Annotated in this window: 19 protein-coding genes; 9 read left to right on the forward strand and 10 right to left on the reverse strand. The window is 69.8% G+C overall.

The window, feature by feature from the left end; genetic code table 11:
• Nucleotides 1–4: 4 nt before the first annotated feature.
• On the reverse strand, nucleotides 5–1,522 hold the full coding sequence (locus tag ACYVKI_RS12260; RefSeq protein WP_460690648.1) for a hypothetical protein: 1,518 nt from the start codon (nucleotides 1,520–1,522) through the stop codon (nucleotides 5–7).
• Between the two features lie 150 nt (nucleotides 1,523–1,672).
• On the opposite strand from ACYVKI_RS12260, the gene ACYVKI_RS12265 reads away from it, so the two are divergent.
• The gene (locus tag ACYVKI_RS12265) at nucleotides 1,673–2,143 is read left to right on the forward strand and encodes an SRPBCC family protein (protein ID WP_460690649.1); all 471 of its coding nucleotides are present in this window, start codon (nucleotides 1,673–1,675) and stop codon (nucleotides 2,141–2,143) included.
• A 230-nt stretch (nucleotides 2,144–2,373) separates the two neighbouring features.
• On the forward strand, nucleotides 2,374–3,177 hold the full coding sequence (locus tag ACYVKI_RS12270; RefSeq protein WP_460690650.1) for a CGNR zinc finger domain-containing protein: 804 nt from the start codon (nucleotides 2,374–2,376) through the stop codon (nucleotides 3,175–3,177).
• A 114-nt stretch (nucleotides 3,178–3,291) separates the two neighbouring features.
• Here ACYVKI_RS12270 and ACYVKI_RS12275 read toward each other — a convergent pair whose 3' ends face one another.
• The 6 genes from ACYVKI_RS12275 to ACYVKI_RS12300 form a co-directional block, all read right to left on the reverse strand.
• Nucleotides 3,292–3,675, reverse strand: coding sequence for a hypothetical protein (locus ACYVKI_RS12275; RefSeq protein WP_460690651.1), 384 nt, complete (start codon nucleotides 3,673–3,675; stop codon nucleotides 3,292–3,294).
• 101 nt (nucleotides 3,676–3,776) lie between these two features.
• The gene (locus ACYVKI_RS12280; RefSeq protein WP_460690652.1) at nucleotides 3,777–4,340 is read right to left on the reverse strand and encodes a hypothetical protein; all 564 of its coding nucleotides are present in this window, start codon (nucleotides 4,338–4,340) and stop codon (nucleotides 3,777–3,779) included.
• 87 nt (nucleotides 4,341–4,427) lie between these two features.
• Nucleotides 4,428–5,768, reverse strand: a complete 1,341-nt coding sequence (locus ACYVKI_RS12285) for an MATE family efflux transporter (protein ID WP_460690653.1) — start codon at nucleotides 5,766–5,768, stop codon at nucleotides 4,428–4,430.
• 46 nt (nucleotides 5,769–5,814) lie between these two features.
• A complete protein-coding gene (locus tag ACYVKI_RS12290) occupies nucleotides 5,815–6,915 on the reverse strand; it encodes a lysostaphin resistance A-like protein (protein WP_460690654.1) in 1,101 nt (366 codons plus the stop codon).
• A 405-nt stretch (nucleotides 6,916–7,320) separates the two neighbouring features.
• Nucleotides 7,321–7,950, reverse strand: coding sequence for a hypothetical protein (locus ACYVKI_RS12295; protein ID WP_460690655.1), 630 nt, complete (start codon nucleotides 7,948–7,950; stop codon nucleotides 7,321–7,323).
• Between the two features lie 275 nt (nucleotides 7,951–8,225).
• A complete protein-coding gene (locus ACYVKI_RS12300; RefSeq protein WP_460690656.1) occupies nucleotides 8,226–9,173 on the reverse strand; it encodes an acyl-CoA thioesterase in 948 nt (315 codons plus the stop codon).
• 304 nt (nucleotides 9,174–9,477) lie between these two features.
• On the opposite strand from ACYVKI_RS12300, the gene ACYVKI_RS12305 reads away from it, so the two are divergent.
• Nucleotides 9,478–12,687, forward strand: coding sequence for a beta-phosphoglucomutase family hydrolase (locus ACYVKI_RS12305; RefSeq protein WP_460690657.1), 3,210 nt, complete (start codon nucleotides 9,478–9,480; stop codon nucleotides 12,685–12,687).
• A 24-nt stretch (nucleotides 12,688–12,711) separates the two neighbouring features.
• Here the strand turns inward: ACYVKI_RS12305 and ACYVKI_RS12310 are convergent, their stop codons facing one another.
• Nucleotides 12,712–13,170: a GNAT family N-acetyltransferase gene (locus ACYVKI_RS12310; RefSeq protein ID WP_460690658.1), complete on the reverse strand. Its 459-nt coding sequence runs from the start codon at nucleotides 13,168–13,170 to the stop codon at nucleotides 12,712–12,714.
• A gap of 87 nt (nucleotides 13,171–13,257) precedes the next feature.
• On the opposite strand from ACYVKI_RS12310, the gene ACYVKI_RS12315 reads away from it, so the two are divergent.
• Genes ACYVKI_RS12315 through ACYVKI_RS12325 form a run of 3 tightly spaced genes read left to right on the forward strand, consistent with a single transcriptional unit; the run spans nucleotide 13,258 to nucleotide 16,520 of the window.
• Entirely contained in the window at nucleotides 13,258–13,776 is a 519-nt protein-coding gene (locus ACYVKI_RS12315) for a MarR family winged helix-turn-helix transcriptional regulator (protein WP_460690659.1), read from the forward strand.
• Nucleotides 13,773–14,303, forward strand: coding sequence for a TspO/MBR family protein (locus tag ACYVKI_RS12320; protein WP_460690660.1), 531 nt, complete (start codon nucleotides 13,773–13,775; stop codon nucleotides 14,301–14,303). Before ACYVKI_RS12315 ends, ACYVKI_RS12320 begins: the two co-directional genes overlap by 4 nt.
• Nucleotides 14,304–14,351: 48 nt before the next feature.
• Entirely contained in the window at nucleotides 14,352–16,520 is a 2,169-nt protein-coding gene (locus ACYVKI_RS12325) for an MMPL family transporter (protein ID WP_460690661.1), read from the forward strand.
• On the opposite strand, the gene ACYVKI_RS12330 is transcribed toward ACYVKI_RS12325, so the two are convergent.
• The gene (locus tag ACYVKI_RS12330; protein WP_460690662.1) at nucleotides 16,490–19,405 is read right to left on the reverse strand and encodes an AMP-binding protein; all 2,916 of its coding nucleotides are present in this window, start codon (nucleotides 19,403–19,405) and stop codon (nucleotides 16,490–16,492) included. The two genes, ACYVKI_RS12325 and ACYVKI_RS12330, sit on opposite strands and share 31 nt — an antisense overlap.
• 129 nt (nucleotides 19,406–19,534) lie before the next feature.
• On the opposite strand from ACYVKI_RS12330, the gene ACYVKI_RS12335 reads away from it, so the two are divergent.
• From ACYVKI_RS12335 to ACYVKI_RS12345, 3 genes are all read left to right on the forward strand, one after another.
• Nucleotides 19,535–20,203 (forward strand): GntR family transcriptional regulator, encoded by a 669-nt coding sequence (locus ACYVKI_RS12335; protein ID WP_460690663.1) that lies wholly within the window; start codon nucleotides 19,535–19,537, stop codon nucleotides 20,201–20,203.
• Nucleotides 20,204–20,225: 22 nt separating this feature from the next.
• A complete protein-coding gene (locus ACYVKI_RS12340) occupies nucleotides 20,226–22,001 on the forward strand; it encodes an ABC-ATPase domain-containing protein (protein WP_460690664.1) in 1,776 nt (591 codons plus the stop codon).
• Between the two features lie 302 nt (nucleotides 22,002–22,303).
• Nucleotides 22,304–23,353: a baeRF2 domain-containing protein gene (locus ACYVKI_RS12345; protein WP_460690665.1), complete on the forward strand. Its 1,050-nt coding sequence runs from the start codon at nucleotides 22,304–22,306 to the stop codon at nucleotides 23,351–23,353.
• Between the two features lie 26 nt (nucleotides 23,354–23,379).
• On the opposite strand, the gene ACYVKI_RS12350 is transcribed toward ACYVKI_RS12345, so the two are convergent.
• Entirely contained in the window at nucleotides 23,380–24,546 is a 1,167-nt protein-coding gene (locus ACYVKI_RS12350; RefSeq protein ID WP_460690666.1) for an acyl-CoA dehydrogenase family protein, read from the reverse strand.
• Between the last annotated feature and the right edge of the window lie 69 nt (nucleotides 24,547–24,615).

The raw sequence follows: 24,615 nt of genomic DNA on the forward strand, positions 1-24,615 counted from the left end.
CGCCTCAGCCGTCGTCGCGTGCTCGCCCGGGCCGCGCGTTCCCGGGCCGCGCCTTCCCGGGCCGCGCCTTCCCGGGCCGTGCCTCCCCACATCCTGCCCCTGCCTCCCCGGTCCGCTCCAGATCGGGCCACCCCTGCCCGGACCAGGGCTCGGCCTCGGGCTCGGGCTCGGCGCGACGGCGCCTCAGCGACCGCTGCTCGGCGGCCGCCTGGCTGTACACCTGCGCGACGACGGCGGCGATGTTGCGGATGAACACGATCAGCCAGGAGAACAGGATCGCCGCGCCGATGAGCTCCAGAGACGTCAGGTTGTAGTACCCGATGGGCCGCCACAGGCTCGCCGCGAAGATCAGCACCCCGGCGGCGAGCATGCTCAGCAGGTAGAACGTGCGGGGAAATCCGGGGAGCCAGTACGGCATACCGATCAGCAGCAGCAGGAAGAAGAGCCCGAACAGGGCGGTGAAGGTCGCGTGGATCTCATTGTGCAGGTTCACCGGCACCAGCCCGACCCCCACCAGGGAGGCCCCCATGCCGATCATCCCGGTGCGCACCACCCCGATGCGCGGGGAACGGAAGTGTCGGCTCACCGCCTGACGCAGCGGCATGGTCCGCGGCACCCGACCCTGGGCCTGCCGCCGCAGATCACGCTCCGCCTGGAGCCTGCGCAGATGCCGCCGTCGCACATACTCGGCCCAGGCCTGCAGATCCCGGGTGATGAACGCGGTCAGGGTCGTGATGATCACCCCGGAGACCACCAGAGTGGTGTTGAACGTCCAGAAGGAGGTCAGCCCCGCCTGCCCGGTGCCGAGCTCGGAGAACATCACGTGCCACCAGAACGGGTTCTCCGCGAAGAGCATGGAGACCAGCACCCCGGAGGCCATGAACACGCCCAGCAGGGTGGACAGGGAGAAGGCGTTGATCCGTGCCCCGGAGTTGAAGCTGAAGTAGGCGGCCACCGCCCCGACGATCGCCAGCAGCACCGAGCCGGCGATAAAGTCCACCGTCAGCCCGACGAAGGCCTCCTGGAAGACACGGAAGATCCCCAGCGCACCCATCACTGCGATGGAGGAGTGCACCACCAGCAGCGCCACCGTGTCCATGAGCTGCCTGAGCCGGGGCCTCTCCCCCAACCAGATGTTCGCCATCCGGGCGTTCAGCGAGAATCCCAGCAGGAAGGCCAGCCCAGCCGTCACCCCGCCGACGATCGCCCCGAAGAACTGGATGGAGGCGTCTCCGGCGAGCGCCGGGCGCTCTCCGGGGAAGACGACCAGCCCGACGATGAGCCCCAGCAGCCCGCCGAGGATGGCGCTCCAGATCGCCCGGGATTCGATGAGGACCTGCAGCCGGGCCTGCGTGTCGAGCTGCTCGTCGGTGGTGAAGGCCGGGTGGGCGGCCTCCTCGGAGGCGGCGAATGCCGCCAGGCGTCGGGCCGTCCCATGGGTGGGGGTGATGTCGCCGAGGTCGGGGGCACCGCCGGCGCCGTCGTCGTCCAGGCGCACCTGCCATCTGCGGGACCGTGCCATGATCGCTTCGACCCTCCCGACGTTCTCGACGCAGCTGCTGTCCACCAGATTCGCCTGCGCACCCGGTGGATGCAACTGCCGGTGCCGGAGGAGACGTCTCTCGCCGGCGTCGGGCAGGTTCCCCGGGCAGGTTCCCCGTAGACTGCCGACATGAGTCAGACCCCTGAACCGGTGGATCGTGGAGTCGGCGTGATCGCCTGGCAGATCCGGGTGCGCGCGTCCGCCGAGGAGCTCTACGCGCTCATCGCGAATCCCCACCGGCATCACGAGCTGGACGGTTCCGGGACCGTCCGCACCTCGGCGATCGGGCCTCGCGAGCTGCGCCCGGGCGACCGGTTCCGTGTGGACATGCGCAAGTATGGGATCCCTTACGCGCTGACCATGGTCACCACCGCGGCCGAGCCGCCGCATGTGGTGGAGTGGCGCCATCCCGGCGGGCACCGGTGGCGCTGGGAGCTGCAGGCCGACGACGGCGCCACAGTGGTCACCGAGAGCTATGACTACACCGGACAGCCCGCTGCGCTGCGCCGTCTGCTCGGACTCGCCGGCATCCACCGGGAGAACTCCCGAGGGATCTCGGCGTCCCTGCAGCAGGTGCATGACCTTTTCGCGTCGAAGTGAGTCGCATGCCCTGCGGGGTCCTACCAGGCACCCGGCAGGCTTCAGGGCCGTGCCTCACGAGGGTCGTTTCTGCGGGCAACCAGGAGCAGCTCTGGGGCGCCAGGTGACAGTTCCATCACGTTCAGCGTGTGAGACGTTGGTCTCGTTACACTGAGAGAACCCGTTGCACCACGGGGCTGAGGCCGCCGTTTCCGGCCTCCGCGCCCACCCACCTTGTCAGGAGAGCCTGCATGTTTCACGCAGAGATCAACCGTACCCTGACGGCGGCCGTCAATCTGATGAACACCGCTGAGGGACTCCACAGTGCCAAGCCCGCCTCCGATCAGCTGACCAGCATCGAGAGCCTGCGCACGTTCCTCGCCGCTCAGGATTCAGAGCTGAAGTGGCCCTCGTCGAATCTGGATCGCGCCCAGGTGGACCAGGTCCGCGACCTGCGCGACACCATCGGACAGATCTGGGGCGAGGCCCCGATCACCAGCATCGAACCGGTGGAGAAGCTGAACAGTCTGCTCGAGGGCGTCGGCACCCGCGTGGTACGCGCCCCCAGCAAGGAAGGCCCGCAGTTCCGTGCCGCGCCGATCCCGGTGAGCACCCGGCTCGCTGACGTGATGACTGCTGTCATCGCCGATGCCCTGCAGTTCCTGGTGGTCAATGACGAGACCACACGGATGCGCACCTGCAAGGGAGATGAGTGCGACGCCGTCATCGTCGACCTGACCCGGAACCGCTCCAAGCTGTTCTGCGACTTCGGCAACTGCGCCAACCGGGCCCACGTGCGCGCCTACCGGGCACGTCAGGCGGCCCTGCGGGAAGCCGGTCGCCGGGCGTTGAGCGGCGACGGCGACGGCGAGACCAAGGACAAGCTCGCCAAGCCCAGCGCCGCGGAGAAGGCGGCGCAGATCGAGGAGCCGACCTCCGAGTCAGCGATCGCGGCCAAGGAGTTCCGGGACCGGATGCGTGACGAGCTCCTGGAGAAGCGCGAGAAGAAGGACAAGAAGTCCAAGAAGAAGTCCAAGAAGAAGGCGAAGAAGTGAGCGCCTGAGCAGAGGACGACCCAGCTGTTGGGCTGGTGCGTTTCTGCCCGAATGCGAGCGCCTGGACGCGTATTCCGGCCGAAACGCACCAGCCCAAGGCATCTGGAGACGACGTCAGTCCTCGGCGCGGCCGTAGCGGGGCTCGCCGCCCTCGGCCTCCCGGGCCTCCTCAGCCTTCCGGCGGGCGGCCTCGGCGCGACGTGCGACCACCTGCTGACGGTAGAGCTCCTCGGAGTTCCGGTTCACCCCGGCTCCCGCGTCGAGATCCTCCGGGTTCTCCCGGGAGGCGAGCTGCAGCATGGAGACCACCAGCAGCGAGACGATGAACACGATGCCGAAGGCGATCAGCGCCAGGTCCACACGGGCCGGGTTGTCGGTCCCTCCGGAGGCCGAGATCATGGTGACGAAACCGGCGACGGAGGCCAACACCGCGGAGAAGATCAGCGGAGCCTTGACCGACTCGATCAGCGAGCGGCGCTCCTTCTTGTCCTCTGCCACGGGGCTCCTCATTCCTCATCAGATGGGGTGTGTCCAGGCCGGTCCCGATGCCGACGCCCGGCCATTCTACGCCGTGTAGTAGACCGGGTGCGAGTCGTGGCTCAGTCGCGGTCCCGGCGGGCGTCATGGACCAGTCCGGCACCGCTGATCATCAGCAGCACAGCCATGATGATCACACCCATCCCAGCGATCCCCAGGATGCCGTGGACGTCGAGCTGCATGCCTACCAACAGGCTCAGGCCGGTCAGCGTGCCGACTGCGCCCAGCAGCAGCTGGTCCCGGGCGGGCACGAAGTCCTTCCGACCGCGGATCCCGGCGACCAGCTCCGCGACACCCATGGCGACGAAGCCGACACCGGCGATGACGGCGGCAGCCGTCGTCGTGCCCACGAACACGGTGGCGAGCCCGGAGAGCACCCAGGCCGCGGCGCCGGCGGCCAAGGGGCCACGCACGGCGACGGGCACGACCTGCTCGTCCTTGGCGTAGTCCCAGACGGCAGTGGCGCCGAGCACGAAGTAGGCGGCCACGGAGACCTTCAGCAGGGTCAGGGTCTCGTCCTGCCAGAAGATCGTCACGACGGCGAAGACGACGGTGATGACGGCGCGGAACCAGACCGGCCGGATCAGCGCCTCGGCAGTGGGGGCGGGAATTCTCTTCACTGGCACGCAGGCGAGTCTACTCGCTCTGCGCAGTGGACTCAGGCCGGGCAGGACTCAGGCCGGGCAGGACTCAGGCCGGGCCCGACCCGAGGCTCAGCGGCTCTCACCGACGACCATCCAGCGTCCGCTGGCGGTCCGCAGCCCCAAGGTGAGGGCACGGGCCCCGATGAACACCACGGCATAGCCGATCCACAGCCACACCACCGCCTCCACCCCGGTGAGCCCGCGGGTGGAGATCCACCACAGCACGGGGAAGTAAAGGGCCAGGTTCAGCACCCCGGCGATCGCGAGGTATCTCACATCACCGGCACCCATGAGCACCCCGTCGAGCACGAACACGTAGCCGGAGATCGGCTGGGCGGCGGCGACGACGAACAGCGCGGCGGTGATCATCGCGGCCACCTGGGCGTCCGGGGTGAACAGACCGGCGCCGAAGGGCGCGACCGCGGCGATGACCGCCCCGGTGATCACCCCGAAGCCCAACCCCCAGAGGATCATGATCCGGGTGAGCCGCCGGGCGACGTCGAGGCGGGAGGCGCCCAGCTCCTTGCCGATGAGCGCCTGAGCGGCGATGGCCAGGGCGTCCAGGACGAAGGCCAGGGTGGAGAACACCGTGAAGGTGACCTGGTGGGCGGCCAGCGCGTCAGCGCCGAGGTCGGTGGCCACCAGCACCGTGGCCACGATGGCCGCGCGCAGGCTGACGGTGCGCAGCATCATCCAGGACCCCACGGAGAAGGCCCGACGCAGACCGATCGGGTCCACCCCCAGCGACACCGCCTGGGCGCGCAGCCGCGGGACGATGATGATCAGGTAGACCGCCGCCATACCCCACTGGGCCAGAGAGGTGCCGATGGCCGCGCCGGCCACGCCGAGCCCCATCGGATGCACCAGCACCAGGTTCAGCACGATGTTGGCGCCGAACCCGGCCGCGGCGACGATCAGCGGGGTCGTGGTGTCCTGCATTCCGCGCAGCACTCCCGTGGCGGCGAAGACCAGCAGGATCGCCGGCACCCCCGGCATGGACCACACCAGGTAGTCCCAAGCGTGGCCATGCATGGCCCCGGAGCTGCCCATGGAGGCCAGCAGACCCTCCCCGAAGGCGACGCCGGCGGCGGCCAGCACGGCTCCGAGGATCAGCGCGAGCCAGAGCCCGTCGCGCCCGGCGGCCAGCGCCTTGGCCAGCTTCCCGGCGCCCACATAGCGGGCCACCGCCGGGGTGGTGGAGTAGGCCAGGAAGATCATCAGCCCGGTGACGGTGTGCATCACAGTGATGCCCAGGGCCGCGCCGGCGAGCTCATCGACGCCGAGCCGGCCGATGATGGCGGTGTCGGCCAGCAGGAACAGCGGCTCGGCCACCAGAGCCCCCAGGGCGGGGACAGCCAGGGCCAGAATCTGCCGCGGCAGCGGCCGCGGATCGGTGGTCAGTGCACTCATCGCTCGGTGAGCAACTCGCGGCGCGGACCGTTCATTCCTCGGCGGGTCACAGCAGCCCGAACGGAACACTCAGCGCGCGGGCCACCGCGAGGCCGACTCCGTAGGGTTCGATCCCGTCGAAGTCCTCCAGGAGCGGGGCGAGCCAATACTGCATGGCGAGGGCCATGCAGTTGTTGAACGCGTGGAGCAGCCACACGAACAGCAGGGAGCGTCCTGAGAAGATGTAGGCCACCGTGAACACCACTGACATCGTCAGATACGGCACGACGGTCATCAGCACCGCCACCACGTCTCCGGCGAGGAGCTCGGTGGAGACGTGCAGGAAGGCGAAGGGCACGATCGAGATCACGGCGCAGAGCCAGATGTTCAGGTGCCGGGAGAGCTTGCCGATCAGCAGGTGCCGGAAGAGGTACTCCTCGACCAACGGGGCCAGCAGCCCGAGCACCAGCAGGGCCGCCCAGAACGGAGCGGCCTGCAGCATCGCCTCGATGCCGGCCTGGTTCGCGCTGACATCGGGGTCCGCGCCGGTCACCGCGAGGAGCAGGGCCATCAGCATCACGTTGGTGAGGATGATGGCCAGCCACAGCGCCGGCACGAGGAAGATCTTGAGCCAGGCCCAGGAGTGATGGGTGAAGACCGCCAGAGAACGCCACAGCGCCTTGCCCGCGACGGCGAGGACCAGCACCGCGAGGCCCCCGAACGTGAGCCCGCTGACGAGGAACTCCACCCGCGCCTCCTCCGGGGTGAGGCTGATCTCCTCGGCCGGAGGGAAGAACATGAGAGAGACCATGCTCACACCCACGACGAGGACGAGATAAGGCACCACCGGAAGCAGGTCCCACCACAGGAACCGTCCGGGCCGGGAGTCCGGCTGTCGCCAGATGCCCCGGGAGTACCGGTCCGTCGGGTCCGGGGGAGTCTGGGTCGGCGGCTGGGGAGGGACCTGCGACGGGTGCTGAGGCCCAGAGTACGGCGCCGCAGCGGAGGGGTTCCCCCAGGGCGCCGCCTCGGGTCCATAGGATCCCGGACCCTGGGGCTGCCCGGCGGGAGGGTGGCCGTAGAGATGCGGCGCCTGCGGATACGGCGGAGGGCCAGGCGGGTGCGGCGGCGGGCCGTGACGTTCCGGCTCCTGCGGAGGTGTGCTCATATCGCCCCAGCGTAAGAGGTCGAGCTGAACTCCACCTCCACCTCAGGGCGTAGGCAGCGGGTCTGCCGCCTGGTGAACGCCGTCTCGCGCATCGTGCGATCTTGTCACCACGGGACGCTGCTGAGACCTCCGGCGGAGCGTCGCTCACCAGTCCTTCGTACCGCAGGATGTCCAGCTGTGGTGCACGGGCAGGTTGGTGAGTCTGCCGATGCGCACGTCGCGGTCGCCGCGAAGGCCGCCATGGCGCGCTCCACCTCTTCGTCGCCCAGGCTGCAGCTCTCAACAGCTCTCAGCAGCTCTCAGCGTCACCCGAAGAACACCCTCACCGGGCTGTATCTCCTCCGCTCAGGCGCTCCTCAATCTCCTCCGCTCAGGCGCTCCTCAGGCCCGGCGAACGGAGCAGACTCAGACCCCACGGCGAGCTGTCGGCGCCCCCGGCCAGGCCGCCTGATCGCGCCGCCGTCGTCGGATCACCGCCACGATGATGCCGGCGACGAGCAGGCCCAGGCCGATCGTGCCGGCGGCGATGCCGCCGAAGACGCTGCCCAACACCCCGAAGACCCCGCCCATGAGACCCACGAAGTCACCGCCCGGGGCGAGCACGACGAACGACTCCCCCTCGGCGAACTGCCCGGGGGCGGCGAACGCCGCGATCTCGACGGTGTGTAGGCCGGACTCATGCGCCCTGTAGCCGTACCGTCCGACGGCGTCGGTGCCGCCCCTCGACGCGGTGGAGCTGATCTGCGCCGGTCCCATGGTGCGCGACTCCCCACTGGGGGCCGTCACCTCCGGCACTTCGGCCAGCCGCGGAGTGCTCGCGCCCGAGGGCGCGGCCACATAGAGCAGGTAGCTCTCATCCGCGACGAGCTCGACCTCCACGGTGATCGGAGGCTCTCCGCTGAACACAGCATCGGACCCCGGCCCGCCGTTCCGGTCCAGGACGCCGAGCGGCACCGTCTGGGTGAACACCAGCGCCGCCATCGCGAAGAGTCCCACCGCTCCGGCCAGCAGCACGCCCCCGAGGACGATGAGCACTGCGGGAAGCGGGCCCCGAGTGGGGCTCGGCGCCGGTACGTTGTCGGGCGGATACTGGAATGGCTGTGCATACCCCGGCCGCGAGGGCCCGGACGGGAACCGCCCATGGGGCTGCGACCCGTACGGCTGGCCCGGCTGGCCCGGCTGGCCCGGCTGACCCGGCTGACCCCCCGGTGGCTGCGTCATGACCGTCCCCTCTCACCCTCCCTGGGAGCTGTCGATCCTACCCAGGCAGGTCAGAGTGAACCAGGGTCGGCGCCCGCAACGCCGGGGATTCAGCCGGTGCTGATCAGCGGACTCGGGGAGAGCAGCGTTGCGTTGCGCAGGTCCCGCAGCCGACGTGCCTTCTCCGCGATCGCGTGGTCCTCGTCGCTGATCGGCTGCCAGGGGGTGATGTGCCGGGCCGAGCCCACGCCGTCGGGTGCGACCATCACCGGCAGGCCGTAGGCGACAATCTCCGGGCTCTTCTCCCACCGGGCTCCGGCCCGGACCCGCACCAGCACGTGCATGGACTTCGAACCGGTGAGCACCAGCCGGGCGTCGACCTCTGCCAGGTCCCCGGAGGTGATCGGGCGGTAGAAGCGGACGCCTCCGGTCAGCACGGCGGCGACGTCGTGGCCGGAATACCGCTCGGCGCAGATCTCGGCGGCCAGGTCGATCCACTTCATCACGGCACCGCCGCGGATCTTCCCGTCCGGGTACTTCTCGTCCGTCTCGGCGAGGAACCGCAGGGTCAACGCCTCGGAGGTGCCCATGTCGTCCGGCATGGAGCTGATCGTCTCTTCGACCTGTCGGCGGAAGACCATCCGCTGGGCGGCGTCCACACTGCGCCGGCGCTCCAGCTCGGAGGTCGGCTCGAAGGGCGGGACGGTGACCGCCTCGCCGTCGTCGCCGACCGCCACATAGATCATGTAGCACTCAGTGCACACCAGCCAGCCCTGCTCGGGGTGCTGGATGAGCACCCGGGTCTGGATGTGCACCGAGGTCCGCCCGGTGTGCACCACCCGGGCCTGGACGGTCACGGGGGCGTCCCGGGGGACCGGCTTGGTGAAGTGCATGTTGCCCACGTAGGAGGTCACGCAGGCGGTGCGGGTCCAGGAGGCCGCGCAGGCATAGGCGGTCTTGTCGATCCAGTCCACGACGACGCCGCCGGCCACCGTCGTCTCTTTGGAGGTGCCCTTGACCTCTCGGAAGGTCAGTTCGATCGTGCTGCGCCGCGACATGCCTCTGACGCTAGCATCACCGAGGTCCCGATGTGACCGGAAGCTCCCCGGAAGATAGTCTTCTGACCCTGTGAGTGGGCCGCGGACCTGACTACGATGGATCCGAGCTCAGTCCAGCCCGGTGCCCGCGAGGCGCCGCCGAGGCATCAGGCCCTGCACGGGCACATGCCGCCGGTACGGCACGAGAAACACGTCAGCTCAGCATCACGCCCGACAGGCGTATCGGCCCGTGCACGCCGACCCACCGTCCAGAATGCTGACCTGATCTCCTGCCCTGATCGCCCACAGTCCCCGTGAGGTATCCATGCACCCGTTCGAGAACCCCTTCCGGCACTCCGCCGAGGCCAAGCGCCACGCACTGCGTCACTTCCGCGCCGTCCTGTTCGACATGGACGGCGTCGTCACCGACACCGCCGGAGTCCATGCCAACGCGTGGAAGGAGCTCTTCGACACGGCCCTGGTGGAGATCACCGGCGCGCCGCAGCCCGAGTTCACCGACGAGGACTACCTCAACTTCGTGGACGGCCGGCCCCGCGAGGACGGGGTGCGCACCTTCCTGCAGGCCCGCAACGTCTTCGTCCCGGAAGGTGAGCCCGGCGACGCCGCAGACCAGCTCACCATCCACGGACTGGCCGCCCGCAAGCAGGGCTACTTCGAAGCCGTGCTGGCCCGCGACGGTGTCGCGATCTTCGACACCACAGTGGAGCTGATCCACCAGCTGCGCGCCGACGGCATCCCCACCGCCCTGGTCACCTCCTCCCGCAACGGACGTGACGTGCTCCGCGTCGCCGGACTGATCGACGCCTTCACCGCGATCGTCGACGGCACCGACGCCCTGGAGATGAACCTCCCCGGCAAGCCGAACCCGGCGATGTTCCTCCACGCCTCGACGCTGCTGCAGGTCGAGGCCCAGGACTCCATCGTGATCGAGGACGCCGCCTCCGGCGTCCAGGCCGGCCGCCATGGCGACTACGGCATGGTCGTGGGCCTCACCCGCGGCGACGACTCGCGGCGCCTGAAGGAGGCCGGGGCCGACGTCGTGGTCACCGACCTCTCCGTGATGAACCTCGCCACCCGCACCACCCGGCCCTTCGACCCGGACTGGGTGCTCGTCTATGACGAGTTCGACCCCAAGGATGAGCCGACCCGGGAAGCGCTGTGCACTCTGGCCAACGGCTACTGGGGAACCCGCGGCTCCGTGCCGGGCACCTTCGCCGATGCCACCCACTACCCGGGTACCTACCTGGCGGGGGTCTTCAACCGGCTCGAGACCGACATCATGGGCAAGACGGTGGAGACCGAGCACATGGTCAACGTGCCGGACTGGACCCCCCTGCAGGTCATCCCTGAGGCCGGCAATCCCCTGGTGCCCGGCTCGCCGGAGCTGATCGACTACCGCCAGGAGCTGGACATGCGCCGCGGGCTGCTCACCCGCGTGGCCCGCTACCAGGACCTGCACGGCCGGCGCACCCGGGTCACCACCCGCCAGTTCCAGTCCATGGCCGGGGTGCAGCTGGCCGCCCTGGAGATGCAGATCGAGGCGGAGAACTGGTCCGGCAAGGTCACGGTCCGCTCGATGATCGACGGTCGTGTCGCCAACCGCAACGTCGCCGCCGACCGGGAGCTCGCCGGCCACCATCTCGAGGCGGTGGACTCCCGGGAGATCGACGGCGAGACCGTGCTGCTGGAGACCATGACCAACCAGTCCCAGGTGCGCGTCGCCATCGCCACCCGCACTTCGGTGCGGACCAATGGGACCACCAACCCGATGCGCCGCCCGGTCTCTGAGGGCGAGTTCGTCGCCGGGCACGACATCTCGCTGCACCTGGACGCCGGCAAGCCGGTGACCCTGGAGAAGATCGCCTCCGTGGCCAACTCCCACGACCACGCGATCTCCACCGTGTGGCACTCGGCGGTCAAGCGGGTCCAGCGGGCCTCCTGCTTCCGCACGATGCTGACCTACCACGAGGAGATGTGGGGGGTGCTGTGGCACCGCTTCGCCGTCTCCATCGGCTCCCGGTCCTCCCGCCAGCAGATGGCGCTGAACCTGCACACCTTCCACGTGCTGCAGACCGCCTTCGGCGCCCGGCGGGACCTCGACGCCGGCGTGGGTGCCCGCGGCCTGCACGGCGAAGGCTACCGGGGCCACCTGTTCTGGGACGAGATGTTCGTCTACCCGATGCTGACCCTGCGCCGCCCGGAGCTGACCCGCGGGCTGCTGATGTACCGCTACCGGCGGCTCGGCGAAGCTCGTGCCATGGCGCGCGCCGAGGGCCACGCCGGAGCCATGTTCCCCTGGCAGGCCGGATCCGACGGCCGCGAGGAGACCCCGACCGAGCTGTGGAACCCGCGCTCCCAGATGTGGATGCCGGACAACTCCCACCGGCAGCGGCACGTCTCCCTGGCGATCGCCTATTCGGTCCTGCAGTACTTCGAGACCACGCAGGACTACACGTTCCTGGCCGACTACGGCGCGGAGATGCTGGTGGAGATCAGCCGCTTCTTCGTCTCGCTGACCTCCTACGACGCCGAGGCCGATCGGTATGACATCGATGGCGTCATGGGCCCTGACGAGTACCACGACGGCTATCCGGAGACTCCGGGCTCCGGCCTGCGGAACAACGCCTACACCAATGTGCTGACCTCCTGGATGCTGCGGCACACCGCCCGACTGGTGCGCGAACTGGACTCCCGGGATGATCCGCTCTCCGAGTGGTTGGACATCTTCGAGGACGAGCTGGACCACTGGGAGCACATCTCCCGGCGGCTGCGCGTGCACTTCCATACCGACGGGGTCATCAGCCAGTTCGACGGCTACGAGGATCTGCTGGAGTTCGACTGGGAAGGCTACAAGGCCAAGTACGGCAACATCGGCCGCCTGGACCTGATCCTGCAGGCCGAGGGCGATGCCACCAACCGGTACAAGCTCTCCAAGCAGGCCGACGTGCTGATGCTGTGCTACCTGTTCTCCTCCGAGGAGCTCATCGACACGATGCGGCATATGGGCTACGAGGTGCCGATCGAGGACTTCGGGAAGACCATCGAGTACTACCTGGCCCGCTCCTCGCACGGCTCCACGCTCTCCCGCCTGGTGCACGGCTGGGTGGCTGCACGTTTCGACCGCTCCGGCTCCTGGAACCTGTTCAAGGAGGCCCTGGAGGCCGACCTCGCCGACACTCAGGGCGGCACCACCCGGGAGGGCATCCATCTGGGCGCGATGGCCGGAACGGTGGACATGGTGCTGCGCTGCTATGCCGGCGTCGAGACCCGCGCCGACGCGCTGTGGCTGCACCCGGTGCTGCCGGACGAGCTGCCCGAGGCCACCTTCCGGATGCGCTACCGCAACCAGCCGATCCTGGTGCACATGGACCACGAGAACGTCACCCTGAAGCTCTCCGAGGGTTCGGCGGAGCCGATCGACGTCAACGTCGAAGGCAAGCGCAAGCAGCTCAGCCCCGGGGAGCGGTGGTCCGTCCCGCTGGAGCACCAGGCGCGGGTCCACGCGAGGTCCTGAACGCCTGCCTGGCTCTGAGGCGCCTCAGAGCGGCAGCGTCATGAACACGCTGTGCGGGTCCTCGGTGTAGTCGCCGAAGGGCGGGCATTCGTGGAACCGGTGCCGAACGTAGAGCCGGCGGGCGGCGGCGAAGTGGTCCTCCGTGCCGGTCTCCAGGCTCAGCCGACGGAGCCCGTGGTCGCGGGCGTGGCCGATCAGGTGCTCCACCAACGCACCGGCCACCCCGCGTCCACGGGCGACGACGGCGGTGCGCATCGCCTTGATCTCCGCGTGCTCGGCGTCGAGGCGCTTGAGCGCTCCGCATCCCAGCAGCACGCCGTCGTCCTGACGGACGGCCCACAGGGTCACACCCGCCGCGCGGAGCTGGTCCACGCCGAGGGCGTGCACGCTCTCCTGAGGTGAGGTCGCGTGCATCTCCTGCAGGTGTTCGAGGATCAGCGCCTGGACGTCAGGCGTGCGCGGGTCTTCAGTGCGGATCTGCATGGCACCAGTGTGCGCGGAGCACGTTTCCCAGGTGTTTCACCGACGTCGCGCTTGACGAGTAGCTAGATTATCTAGTCAAATAGGTGCGTGACAGACCGACCGGAAGACTCCGCCGGACCGGGCCAGATGCGGCCCGAGGTCCTGCACACCCTGGAAGCGGTGCAGATCCTCAGCGACTCCATGGACCGCATGCACCACGCCCTCAAAGGCCCCATGGAGATGAATCCCTCAGACGTGGCCGCGCTGCGGATGCTGGTGATCCGCGAGCGTCAGGGGCAGCCGGTCACGCCTCAGGACATCGCGCGCCACCTGCAGATCTCCACGGCCTCGGCCACCGTGCTGGTCGATCGGCTGGTGGACGCCGGCCACGCGCGGCGGCGCCCCCACCCCCGTGACCGTCGCTCGCGTGTCGTGGAACTCACCGACCTGGCTCGCCGCTCCTTCCAGCACCACTTCGGCGCACGACTGGCCGCCATGCGAGAGGTCATCGACGCTCGCGAGGACGAGGAGCTCCAGCTCATCGCCGAGTTCCTCACCGCACTGGCGGACTCGATGGTCGTCTCGCTGCCGGAAGCCACCACAGCCCCACCGCAGGAGGACTCATGACGACACACCCCACGGACACCGCCGCACGCCGGCCAGGCCTGGCCGCCCAGCTCCTCGCACTTCTGGTGCTCCTCGCCATCCCGGTGGGAGTGGGGTTCATGGGCAGCGCGCTGACCTCTGACCAGGTCGACGGCTGGTACACCCAGGCCGACGTCGCCCCATGGAACCCGCCGAACTGGGTCTTCGGACCCGTGTGGACGGCGCTCTACCTGATGATGGGACTCGCCGCCTGGCTGGTGTGGCGGGAGCGGACCGCCGGCGGCCGTCCCCGCGCGCTGACGCTCTTCGGAGTCCAGCTGGTGCTCAACGGCCTGTGGACCCCGATCTTCTTCGGCGCATACCCACTCTGGGGCACCGCCGCGCTGTGGCTGGCATTCGCCGTCATCGTGGCGATGATCGCCGCCGTCGTGGCGACCATCCTGGCCTTCCGCCGGGTACGCGGTCTCGCCGCGGCGCTGCTGCTGCCGTATCTGGCGTGGATCCTCTACGCGTCCACGTTGAACCTCTACATCGCGGTCATGAACTGATCCCTCTTCCCTCTCCATCCCGACCCCCCCCACAGAACAGGGCCTTCGATGCTGCACGCCGCCGATCCCTCCCGCCTCTCCCAGCGTTCCCGCTGGGGTCGACGGCTGCTCCTGCCGGTGGTCCTCGTCCTGGCCTGGCTGGCGTGGACCGGTGCCGGCGGCCCCACGTTCGGGGCGATCTCCGAGGTCACCACCGATGACCAGGCCACCTTCCTGCCGGCCGATGCCGAGTCCACCCGAGCCGCTGAGCTGCGGGAGCAGTTCGCCGACTCAGATGCTGTGCCGGCCACGGTCATCGCAGAGCACGACGGCGGCACCTCCGGTTCGGTGGACGAGGCCGCCATGGGCGAGGCCGCTGAGTTGGTGTCCACCCTCGAGGGGTTGGGCGGGGTGACCGACGTCATCGGGCCGGTGCCTGCGGAGGACTCCGGCGCGGTGCAGCTGATCGTACTGCTGGCCGAGGACGCCGTCGACGACGGCGCCGTGGACGCTCTGCGCGCCACCGTCGCCGGGGAGCTGGACGAGGCGGTGTGGTCAGCCCATGTCACGGGCCCGGCGGCACTGTCCACCGATCTCTCCGAGGCCTTCGCCGGCATCGACGGGATGCTCCTGCTGGTGGCGGTGGTCGCAGTGTTCCTGATCCTGATCGTGGTCTACCGCTCGCCGTTCCTCCCGCTGCTGGTGCTGCTCTCCTCGGTGGGCGCGCTGTGCGCGGCGATCACCGCGGTCTACCTGATGGCTCGGCTGGAGTGGATCCAGCTCAACGGCCAGGTGCAGGGGATCCTGTCGATCCTGGTGATCGGCGCCGCCACGGACTACTCGCTGCTGCTGGTCGCCCGCTACCGGGAGGAGCTGCTGCGGGCGGCTGACCGGCACGCCGCCCTGTGGACCGCGCTGAAGCGCTCCACTCCACCGATCTTGGCCTCCGGAGGCACGGTGGCCGTCGCGCTGATGTGCCTGCTCTTCTCGGATCTGAACTCCAACCGCGCGCTCGGCCCGGTGGCCGCGGCGGGCATCGTCTTCGCCATGGTCGCCACACTGAGTTTCCTGCCCGCGCTGCTCGCCCTGACCGGCAGACGCGTCTTCTGGCCGCGCGTGCCGCACGCCACCGACTCCCCCACCAGGCACAGCACCGACGCCGCCGAACGCACTCCCTCCCGGGGTCTGTGGGCCCGGGTGGCCTCGTGGGTCGGAGCCCACCCCCGCCCGATCTGGGTGGTCGTCACCCTGGTGCTCCTGGTGGGCGCGGCCGGCGTGACCCAGCTGCGCGCCGACGGCATCGACCAGTCCGAAGTGGTGTTGGGCGAGACGGACACCAAGGCCGGCCAGACCATGCTGGAGAAGCACTTCGACGCAGGCACCGGCGCCCCCACGGAGATCTTCGTCCCGACGGCGGAGGCCGATCAGGCGCTCGAGCTGGTCGCCGGCGTCGAGGGAGTGGCCGAGGCCCACCTGGTGGACGCCGACGGCGCTCCCGCCGGGGACCTCGCGCAGGCCCGCCAGGTGGACGGGCAGGTGGAGATCTCCGCGACCCTGGACTCGGCCGCCGACTCCTCTGAGGCCGAGTCTGCCGTCGTCGCGCTGCGCGACCAGCTGGACGCCCTGGAGGGGGAGGCTCTGGTGGGCGGCACCACCGCCACTCAGCTGGACACCCACACCACAGCTCAGCGGGACCTGATGGTGATCATCCCGATCGTGCTGGTCGCGATCCTGGTGATCCTCATGGTGCTGCTGCGCTCCGTGGTGGCGCCGGTGATCCTGGTGGTCGCCACCGTTTTGTCCTATCTGACCGCACTGGGAGTCTCCGCGCTGGTGTTCAACCACGTATTCGGCTTCCCCGGAGCGGACCCCACGGTCCCGCTGTTCGGCTTCATGTTCCTGGTGGCCCTCGGCGTCGACTACACCATCTTCCTGATGACCCGTGCTCGCGAGGAGGCTCTGCGGGGAGACTCTCGTGAGGGCCTGCTTCATGCCCTAGTCGTCACCGGCGGGGTGATCACCTCGGCCGGACTGGTGCTTGCGGCGACCTTCGCCGCCCTGGCCGTGCTGCCACTGATGTTCATGGTGCAGCTGGCTTTCCTGGTCACCCTCGGCGTGCTCATCGACACGTTCGTCGTGCGGACCCTGCTGGTGCCGGCGATCGGCGTGGAGCTGGGCCGACGGATGTGGTGGCCCTCCCGGCTGGCTCAGTGCTCAGCGGCGAACAGCCCCGCGTAGCGCTTCCGCAGCTCGGCCTTCTGCACCTTGCCCATGACGTTGCGCGGCAGGACGTCGACGATCTCCACTGCCCGGGGCTGCTTGAACCGGGCGAGATCGTCGCTGATCGCCGAGAGGATCTGCTGCGGCTCCGGGGAGTGGCCTCGCTGGGGCACGACGACGGCCACCACGGTCTCCCCGAAGTCCGGGTGGGGCACGCCGATCACCGCCGACTCGGCGACCCCGTCGAGGGCATCGAGGTGCTCCTCGATCTCCTTGGGGTAGATGTTGTATCCCCCGGAGATCACCAGGTCCTTGTCGCGGCCGACGATGCTCAGGTAGCCGTCCTCGTCCAGGCGCCCGAGGTCCCCGGTGATGAAGTACCCGTCCTCACGGAATTCGGCGGCCGTCTTCTCCGGCATCTGCCAGTACCCGGAGAACACGTTGGGGCCGCGGACCTCGATCAGGCCCACCTCCCCGTCCGGGACCTCCGCGCCGGTCTCCCGGTCGGTGAGCCGGATCTCCACCCCGGGGAAGGGCTTCCCGACCGTGCCAGGCTTGCGGGGGCCGACGTAGGGGTTGGTGCTGTTCATCCCGGTCTCGGTCATCCCGTAGCGCTCCAGGATGGCATGCCCGGTGGCAGCCTGGAAGGCCTCATGGTCGGCCGCGAGCAGCGGAGCGGATCCGGAGACGAACAGCCGCATCGAGGCGCAGGTCTCCGGGGTCAGCCGCTCGGAGGCCAGCAGCCGGGTGTAGAAGGTGGGCACACCCATCAGCACAGTGGAGGTGGGCATCAGGTCCAGGATCGCCTCGGCGTCGAACTTCGGCAGCCAGTGGAAGGACGCCCCGGCCACCAGGGTCATGTTGGCCGCCACGAAGAGCCCATGGATATGGAAGATCGGCAGCGCGTGGACCAGCCGGTCCTGGTCGGTGTACTGCCAGGCCTGGAGCAGCGCCTGGCAGTTGGAGGCCAGGTTGCCATGGGTCAGCACCGCCCCCTTGGACCGTCCGGTGGTCCCGGAGGTGTAGAGGATCGAGGCGGGCGTGTCGGCTTCGGGCTGGAAGGACTCCTCCACGGTGGTCTCGGAGCTGAGCAGAGTGCCCTCGCCCTCGACTCCGAGAGTCTCGACGACGAGCCCCTCCCCGGCGCGGGAGGCGTGCTCCTGATGACGCTCGGGGGAACAGACCAGCACGCGTGGCTCGGCGTCGCCCAGGAAATAGTCCATCTCCGTGCCGGTGTAGGCAGTGTTCAGCGGCAGGAAGACCCCGCCCACCCGCAGTGTGGCCAGATAGAGGGCCAGCGCCTCGGGAGACTTCTCCACCTGGACGGCGACGCGGTCGCCGGGCTCGACTCCGGCGGCGAGCAGGCGGGCGGCGATCCTGCGCACCGTGTGCTCGGTCTCCGCGTAGGTGAGCGTGGCGCCGTCGGGCAGGTGGAAGAGCACCTTGCCCGGCTGGCGGAGGGCTTGGGCCTCGAAGGAACGGTGGATCGGGGTGAACGCGTCAGCCATGGCGGCAGGGCCTCTCGGATCGTCGGTGCGGGTGGTGTCAGGGCGGGTGGTGTCAGGGCGGGTGGTGTCAGGGCTGGTGGTGCGGGTGAGGGCGGCGAGCGGTCCGTCCACGGCGACCTCGCGGTGGCGGACGAACTCCTCATGGCGCCGTTCCAACTCGCCGGGCTCGTAGCGGTAGGTGATCATCGCCCCGTAGGACTGGGTGCGGGCGGCGGCAGAGTCGTGGGCGGGCCAGTGCAGCTGCCAGGCGGCTGCGCCATTGCCCAGATGGAAGCGGGCCACCGGATCCTCCGGCCTGCCGTCCATACGGCGCTCGGCGGTGATGTAGCGGGCCAGCACCGGCAGCAGTCGTTCCCGCAGCGCGGAGTCCTCCGACACCTCGGGTCCGGCATCCCCCGTCTGTGCCGCGTCCAGGTCGCTGGCCAGCCGCAGCAGCTCGGGGTCCTCCTGGGCCTCCAGCCAGCGGCGGAAGCCCGGGATGGGCGAGAGCGTGACGAACTGCTCCAAATGCGGCAGCTGCTGACTGACCTGCTCGATGACCTGCTTGATGAGGAAGCTGCCGAAAGAGATCCCGGCCAGCCCCTCCAGGGCGTTGTTGATGGAGTACAGCGCCGCAGTGTCCGCCTTGGCGGGGTTCAGCGCCGGGCCGGGCTCCAGCAGCGGGGCCATCCGGCGGGGGATCCCCTGCACGAGGGCGACCTCCACAAAGATCAGCGGCACCTCGGCGGTGGCGGGGTGGAAGAACCCGAAGCAGCGCCGATCCTTGGGCTGCAGACGACGACGCAGCTCGGCGCGATCAGCCATCGGGTGGACCTTCTCGAAGCGCAGCAGATGCTGATGGAGCTCCTTGGGGGAGTCCCAGGTGATCTCCTCCATGCGCAGGAAGCCCCGGTTGAACCAGGAGACCAGCAGGTGGCGGAGGTCGTGCTCCAGCGGGCGCAGTTCGGGGTGTTCGGGCAGCAGTCGGCGCAGATCCGCGCGCATGTCCACCAGGGCGCGGGTGCCGTCCGGGGCGTGGTTCAACCGGCGCAGCAGCTGCTGCCGGGTCGGTTCGACGACGTCGAACAGTCGCGTCAGCGCCTGCTCGCGGTCAGCCCCCTGCGCCTGCTCCCACCGGCCATAGGCCTCCCGGACGGCGTCGTCGTCGACTCCGTGGGCCTCGACGGTGTGCGTGAAGAAGTCCAGCCGGGCGTCGTCGTCGAGCTGGCGGTACGCTTCCAGCGCCCGGGCGGCGACCGCGCGGAGGGAGGCCTCACCGATGTCGCTCATCAGCACGTCGCAGGCGGCGATCAGCTGCTCCAACGGGGGCGCCTCGGGCTCGGAGTGGGCGTCTCCGCGACGGCGTCGCAGCAGTCGGAACAGATCCGCGAGCAGCCAGCCCTCGTGCCGTGCCATGCCGGGCCTCCCTCGATGTCGAACACGTTGTACATCACCGACCGTGATGTATATAAGATGGACTCTAAACGAAAAATGTAATCCCCGCCATAGCTCAGGCGGTCGGATAATCTGGTCGCGGAGGTGCCCATGGGTCGGATCCCCGAGTCACAGCGCGTGCGCGACGCGCTCGAGAACGCGATCGTCGAAGGACTCCACCTCCCCGGGGCGCGCCTCGACCCAGCACGCCTGGAAGGAGAGTTCGGCTGTTCGCGCACCCCGGTGCGTGAGGCCCTGCAGGCCCTGGAACGCTCAGGACTGGTCCAGATCCGCCCCAAGAAGGGCACCTATGTGACCGAGCTGAGCATCTCCGAGCTCGCCGAACGCTTCGAAGTGATGGCCGAGCTGGAGGGCATGGCCGCACGGCTCTCCGCCCAGCGCATCGACCCCGACGCCCTCAGCGACCTCGAGCGCGCCGACCGTGACTGCGAAGAGCACGCCCTGGCCGGGGACGCCGACGGCTACTACTATGCGAACGCATGCTTCCACGGGATCCTCTACGACTCCTGCGGCAACGACTATCTCCGCCAACAGGCCTACGCACTCACCCGTGCCCTGCAGCCCTACCGCCGTCTGCAGCTGCGCGTCCCGGACCGGATGCGCCGCTCGCTCGCCGAGCATCGGCGCATCGCCGAGGCCGTGAGCACCGGAGACGCCGAGACGGCCGAGGACGCCGCCCGGGACCACGTGCTGGTGCAGGTCCGAGAGTTCAGCCAGCTGGTGCGCACCTGGCGGCGCCTGAGCGCCGTCCCGGAATGACCGACCCACGAAAGGGGGCACGTTGCCCGACCGCAGCACCCTCGCGAACACCCTGACGTCCCTCGACGGCCGCGGCTACGCCGGCTACAAACAGCTGCGCGGCGCCCACCGGCTCGGCCCGGGACTGCGCCTGGTGGTCGACCATGTTCAGGTGGACCCCTATGCGCCGCCGTCGCTGATGCGGGTGCAGCTGGACCGCACGGCAGCCGACCTGCCGGAGGACCTGATCGACGACGCGCGGGGCCGCACCGCCGTCGCCGACTTCCTCACCCGCCGGGTCGCCGAGGCCGCGAAGCGCCTCTCCCCCACCCAGCCCGGAGAGGGGTCCGTGGGCATCGGCCGGCCGGGCCAGCAGGTGCTCCAGCGCACCAGCGTGGTGATCAGCGAGCGCGAGGTCGAGGCCCGGCTGCACGTGGCGCTGCCCGCCTCCGGACGGCGCATCCGAGGACGCGCGGCCGCCCGGCTGCTCACTGAGAGTCTGCCGCGGATCGTGGAGACCGCACTGCACCACGGAGCCCTCGACGCCGACGCCCTGCGCGAGCAGGTGATCCTGTACCGAGACCAGCACCACCTGCGGGATCAGCTCGCCGACGCCGGGCTGGTCGCCTTCGTCGGAGAAGGCTCGGTGCTCCCCCGGCGCTCTGGGGACTCGGACCTTCCGCTGCAGGGCTCCGCCGCCGTGCCGTTCCGCTCCCCCGACTCGCTGCGTGTCAACCTCGCCCTGCCCAGCGGTCGGCAGGTGACCGGGATGGGGATCCCGGAGGGCATCACAGTGATCATCGGCGGCGGCTACCACGGCAAGTCCACCCTGCTGCGGGCGATCGAACGCGGAGTGCACCCGCATGTGGGCGGCGACGGTCGTGAATGGGTGGTCACCCGGCCCGACGCCGTCGCCATCCGGGCCGAGGACGGCCGCGCGGTGACCGGGGTGGACATCTCCCCGTTCATCGGGGAGCTGCCCTCCGGCACGGACACCCGGCGGTTCTCCACCACCAATGCCTCGGGCTCCACCTCCCAGGCGGCCGCCCTGGTGGAGGCGGTCCAGGCCCAGGCCGAGGCACTGCTGATCGATGAGGACACCTCGGCGACGAACTTCATGATCCGCGACGAGCGCATGCGCCGTCTCGTTCCGGCGGACCGGGAGCCGATCACCCCGTTCGTGGACCGCATCCGCCCGCTCTACGCCGAGCGCGGGGTCTCCACGATCCTGGTCGCCGGCGGGTCCGGGGCGTTCTTCGATGTCGCCGACCAGGTCATCGCCCTGGACTCCTATGTTCCCCGTGATGTCACCGCGCAGGCTCGGGCTCTGGCAGAGCCGTCGTCGTCGGGCGCCTCCGGTGGCCCCAGCCCGGCGCCGCCCGTCTTCGCAGCCTCCGCACCGCGGGTTCCGGCGCCGGGATCACCACGGGCGGAGGGGGCCAGCGGCTCCGCGGGCCCAGACCGCAACGGCTCCGCAGGCCGGGACCGCAACGGCCGCCCACGCCGCCCCAAACCGGCGCGGGCACGCGGCCGGGCGGTGATCCAGCAGGGGACGCAGGACATCGATCTCTCCGCCGTCTCGCAGCTGGTGGACCCGCTGCAGACCTCCGCCCTGGCCCATGCCCTGGACCGGGCCGCTGAGCTGGCCGATGGGCGCCGCAGCGTGGCCGAGATCGTCGAGGAGCTGATCCGTCGGATGGACGACCGGGGGCTCGATGCGCTTTCCCCGCATGACGGGCATCCCGGGGCGATGGCCCGACCCCGGCGCCATGAATTGCATGCCGCCCTGAACCGACACCGGGGCCTGCAGCTGGCCTGAGGCAGAGCCCGGGGCAGAGCCCCGCCCAGGAGTCACTTTCCGGCGCAACTCCCACCGCTGACGCGCATAATCTCGGCAGAGAGGCACGGGATTCTGACTCCTCGAAGAGACCCTCGACGAGCAGCCCGGCACCGTCTGAGCACAGGACGACGCCCCTGGACCGCGACAGCCCTGGACCGCGACGGGCCGACCGTGTTTAGGGTCGAGGTGTCACGCGCACACCGGTGAGGTACGGCCGCGGCCCTGGGGCTGCGGCTGAGAGTCCACGCTGACGCGAGATGACCCGAGGAGGATGATCTGCCGTGCAGCTCACCCCGCTCAAGCACCTGTTCGACCGCAGCGCCCCCTTCAGCACCGTCTACCTGGAGGCCCGGTCCCCCGCCGAGGACGCCGAGCATCAGCTTCGGCTGCGCTGGGACGAGCTGCGCAGCCGCCTGGACGATGACGGCGCCCCCGCCGCCTCTCTGGAGGCCCTGGACGGCGCGATCATCGGAGACGGCACGGAGCTCACCCAGGTCCACCGTGAAGGTCGCGTGCTCGTCGCCGACGCCGACGCTGTCCTGCTGGACGAGCCCTGGGACGCCGCTCTCGGCCAGGGTGACTCCGCACGTCTCGACCAGTACCCCGCCCTGGGCGACTATGTCCGCGAACGCACCCGCTCGGCCGTGCTGCTCGTCGCCGTCGCGGACCAGGAGGGGGCGACGCTGCGCCGAGTGAGGGTCGCCGAGGGCCTGGAGCTCGCCCCGGAGGCTGAGAAGGAGGCCGAAGGGGCCGGCGAGGGGTCAGTCCACAAACCACGGGAGGGCGCGCTGTCCCACCGGCAGATCCAGCGCCGAGCCGACGAGGTCGTCACCCAGAACGCCCGCAGCGTGGCCGAGCATATGGAACGCCTGGCCTCGCGGTGGCGTCCGGACGCCGTCGTGCTGGCCGGGGAGATCCAGGGCCGGACGACACTGGCCGAGGAGCTCCCGGCCTCACTCGAGGAGATCACCCACATCGCGGAACGAGGCGGCATCGGTGACGAGGCCGCCGAGGAGGCTCTCAGCGAGGATCTGCGGCTGGTCACCCGGCGGTTGGCCGCCGGTCGCTCCCAGGACCACACCTCTCGTTCCGAACAGGCCCGTGCGGAGAACCGCGTGGCGGAGGGCACCGAGGCGGTCCGGCTCGCCGCGCAGATGGGCGGGGTGGAGACCCTGCTGCTGCAGGCTGAGCGGTCCGGCCGGGATGAGGACGAGGTGATCGCCTCGGCCGCCCGGCTGGATGCGGAGATCGCAGTCACCCCGACCGAGCTGCCCGACGGGGTGGCCGCGATCCTGCACTTCGAGGCCCCGGAAGAGGTCGCCCGTGCCTGAGACGGCGGGAGACCGCCGGTGAACACTCAGCCCAGCAGGTCCCCGGCCACGGTCTCCCGCAGGATCTCCGAGCTGCCGCCGAAGATGGTCATCAGCCGCACCGCCAGGTAGGCCTGCGCCACGGGGTATTCGAGGATGTAGCCGTAGCCGCCGTGCAGCTGCAGGCAGGCGTCGATGGCCTCCTTGGCCCGCTCGGTGGCCCACATCTTCGCCTTGGAGGCGGCGACGACGTCGAGCTGGCCGGCGTTGAACTGTTCCACGGCGGCGGCCACGTAGCGCTGGGTGGCTTCCAGGGAGACCTGCAGCTCGGCCAGCCGGAACCGGGTGTTCTGGTACTCGGCCACCGGACGGTCGAAGGTCTGACGCTCCTGCACATAGGCCAGGGTCTGGCGCAGCACCTCGGCGGCGACGACGGCAGCCGACGTCGCCACGGCCAACCGCCCCTGGGGCAGGATCGCCTTGGCGATCTGCAAGCCCTGGCCCTCCTGGCCGATGAGGTTCGCCGTGGGCACCCGCACGTCGGAGAAGAACACCTCGGCTGTGTCGGAGGCCTTCAGCCCCATCTTGTCCAGCTGGTTGCCCACCTGGTACCCGGGGTTGTCCTGCTTCTCCACCAGGAACAGGCTGAAGGACCCCGCGCCGCCGCGCTGCTTGACGTCGGAGCCGTCGGTGCGGGCGAGCACCAGGGCGCCGTCACCGGAGATGCCGTTGCCGATGAACGTCTTCTGCCCGTTGAGCACCCAGTGCTCCCCGTCCCGGACGGCCTTGGCGCGGACCCCGCGGAGGTCGGAGCCGGCGCCGGGTTCGGTGAACGCCACCGAGGTGATGAAGGAGGCATCCATGAAGGCCGGGAGCCAGGCCGCCTGCTGCTCGGCGGTGCCGTGGCTCAGCAGCGCGGGCAGCACCCAGTCGTCGTGGAGATGCAGTGCGAGCGCGAGGCCGAGGGCGTCGGCCCGGGCCAGCTCCTCGTCGATGATCATGCGGAACCGGTAGTCCTCCAAGCCCATGCCGCCGTGGTCCTCCCCAACGGCGAGACCGAGCAGCCCGTTCTCCGCGGCCGCCTCCCAGACGGCCCGGTCCATCATGTGCTCAGCGTCCCAGCGCCGGTAGTGCGGGGCCACCTCGCGGGTGACGAACTCACGCACCACCTCGCGGAACTCCTCGTGGATCTCCTCGTAGAAGCCGGGGAACATGGGGGTCCTTTCAGATCATTCAGGTCTTCGGCAGATCTGGGCATGTGTGCTGGGCAGGCACGGCCGGAC

The organism is Nesterenkonia suensis (assembly GCF_054782935.1).

What these genes read in the sequence shown, in the direction of transcription:
- ACYVKI_RS12260 (WP_460690648.1), bottom strand. Translation starts at nt 1,522, where the DNA reads ATGGCACGGTCCCGCAGATGGCAGGTGCGCCTGGACGACGACGGCGCC.
- ACYVKI_RS12330 (WP_460690662.1), bottom strand. Translation starts at nt 19,405, where the DNA reads ATGGCACGGCACGAGGGCTGGCTGCTCGCGGATCTGTTCCGACTGCTG.
- ACYVKI_RS12335 (WP_460690663.1), top strand. Translation starts at nt 19,535, where the DNA reads ATGGGTCGGATCCCCGAGTCACAGCGCGTGCGCGACGCGCTCGAGAAC.
- ACYVKI_RS12290 (WP_460690654.1), bottom strand. Translation starts at nt 6,915, where the DNA reads ATGAGCACACCTCCGCAGGAGCCGGAACGTCACGGCCCGCCGCCGCAC.
- ACYVKI_RS12305 (WP_460690657.1), top strand. Translation starts at nt 9,478, where the DNA reads ATGCACCCGTTCGAGAACCCCTTCCGGCACTCCGCCGAGGCCAAGCGC.
- ACYVKI_RS12350 (WP_460690666.1), bottom strand. Translation starts at nt 24,546, where the DNA reads ATGTTCCCCGGCTTCTACGAGGAGATCCACGAGGAGTTCCGCGAGGTG.
- ACYVKI_RS12270 (WP_460690650.1), top strand. Translation starts at nt 2,374, where the DNA reads ATGTTTCACGCAGAGATCAACCGTACCCTGACGGCGGCCGTCAATCTG.
- ACYVKI_RS12310 (WP_460690658.1), bottom strand. Translation starts at nt 13,170, where the DNA reads ATGCAGATCCGCACTGAAGACCCGCGCACGCCTGACGTCCAGGCGCTG.
- ACYVKI_RS12320 (WP_460690660.1), top strand. Translation starts at nt 13,773, where the DNA reads ATGACGACACACCCCACGGACACCGCCGCACGCCGGCCAGGCCTGGCC.
- ACYVKI_RS12300 (WP_460690656.1), bottom strand. Translation starts at nt 9,173, where the DNA reads ATGTCGCGGCGCAGCACGATCGAACTGACCTTCCGAGAGGTCAAGGGC.
- ACYVKI_RS12325 (WP_460690661.1), top strand. Translation starts at nt 14,352, where the DNA reads ATGCTGCACGCCGCCGATCCCTCCCGCCTCTCCCAGCGTTCCCGCTGG.
- ACYVKI_RS12285 (WP_460690653.1), bottom strand. Translation starts at nt 5,768, where the DNA reads ATGAGTGCACTGACCACCGATCCGCGGCCGCTGCCGCGGCAGATTCTG.
- ACYVKI_RS12265 (WP_460690649.1), top strand. Translation starts at nt 1,673, where the DNA reads ATGAGTCAGACCCCTGAACCGGTGGATCGTGGAGTCGGCGTGATCGCC.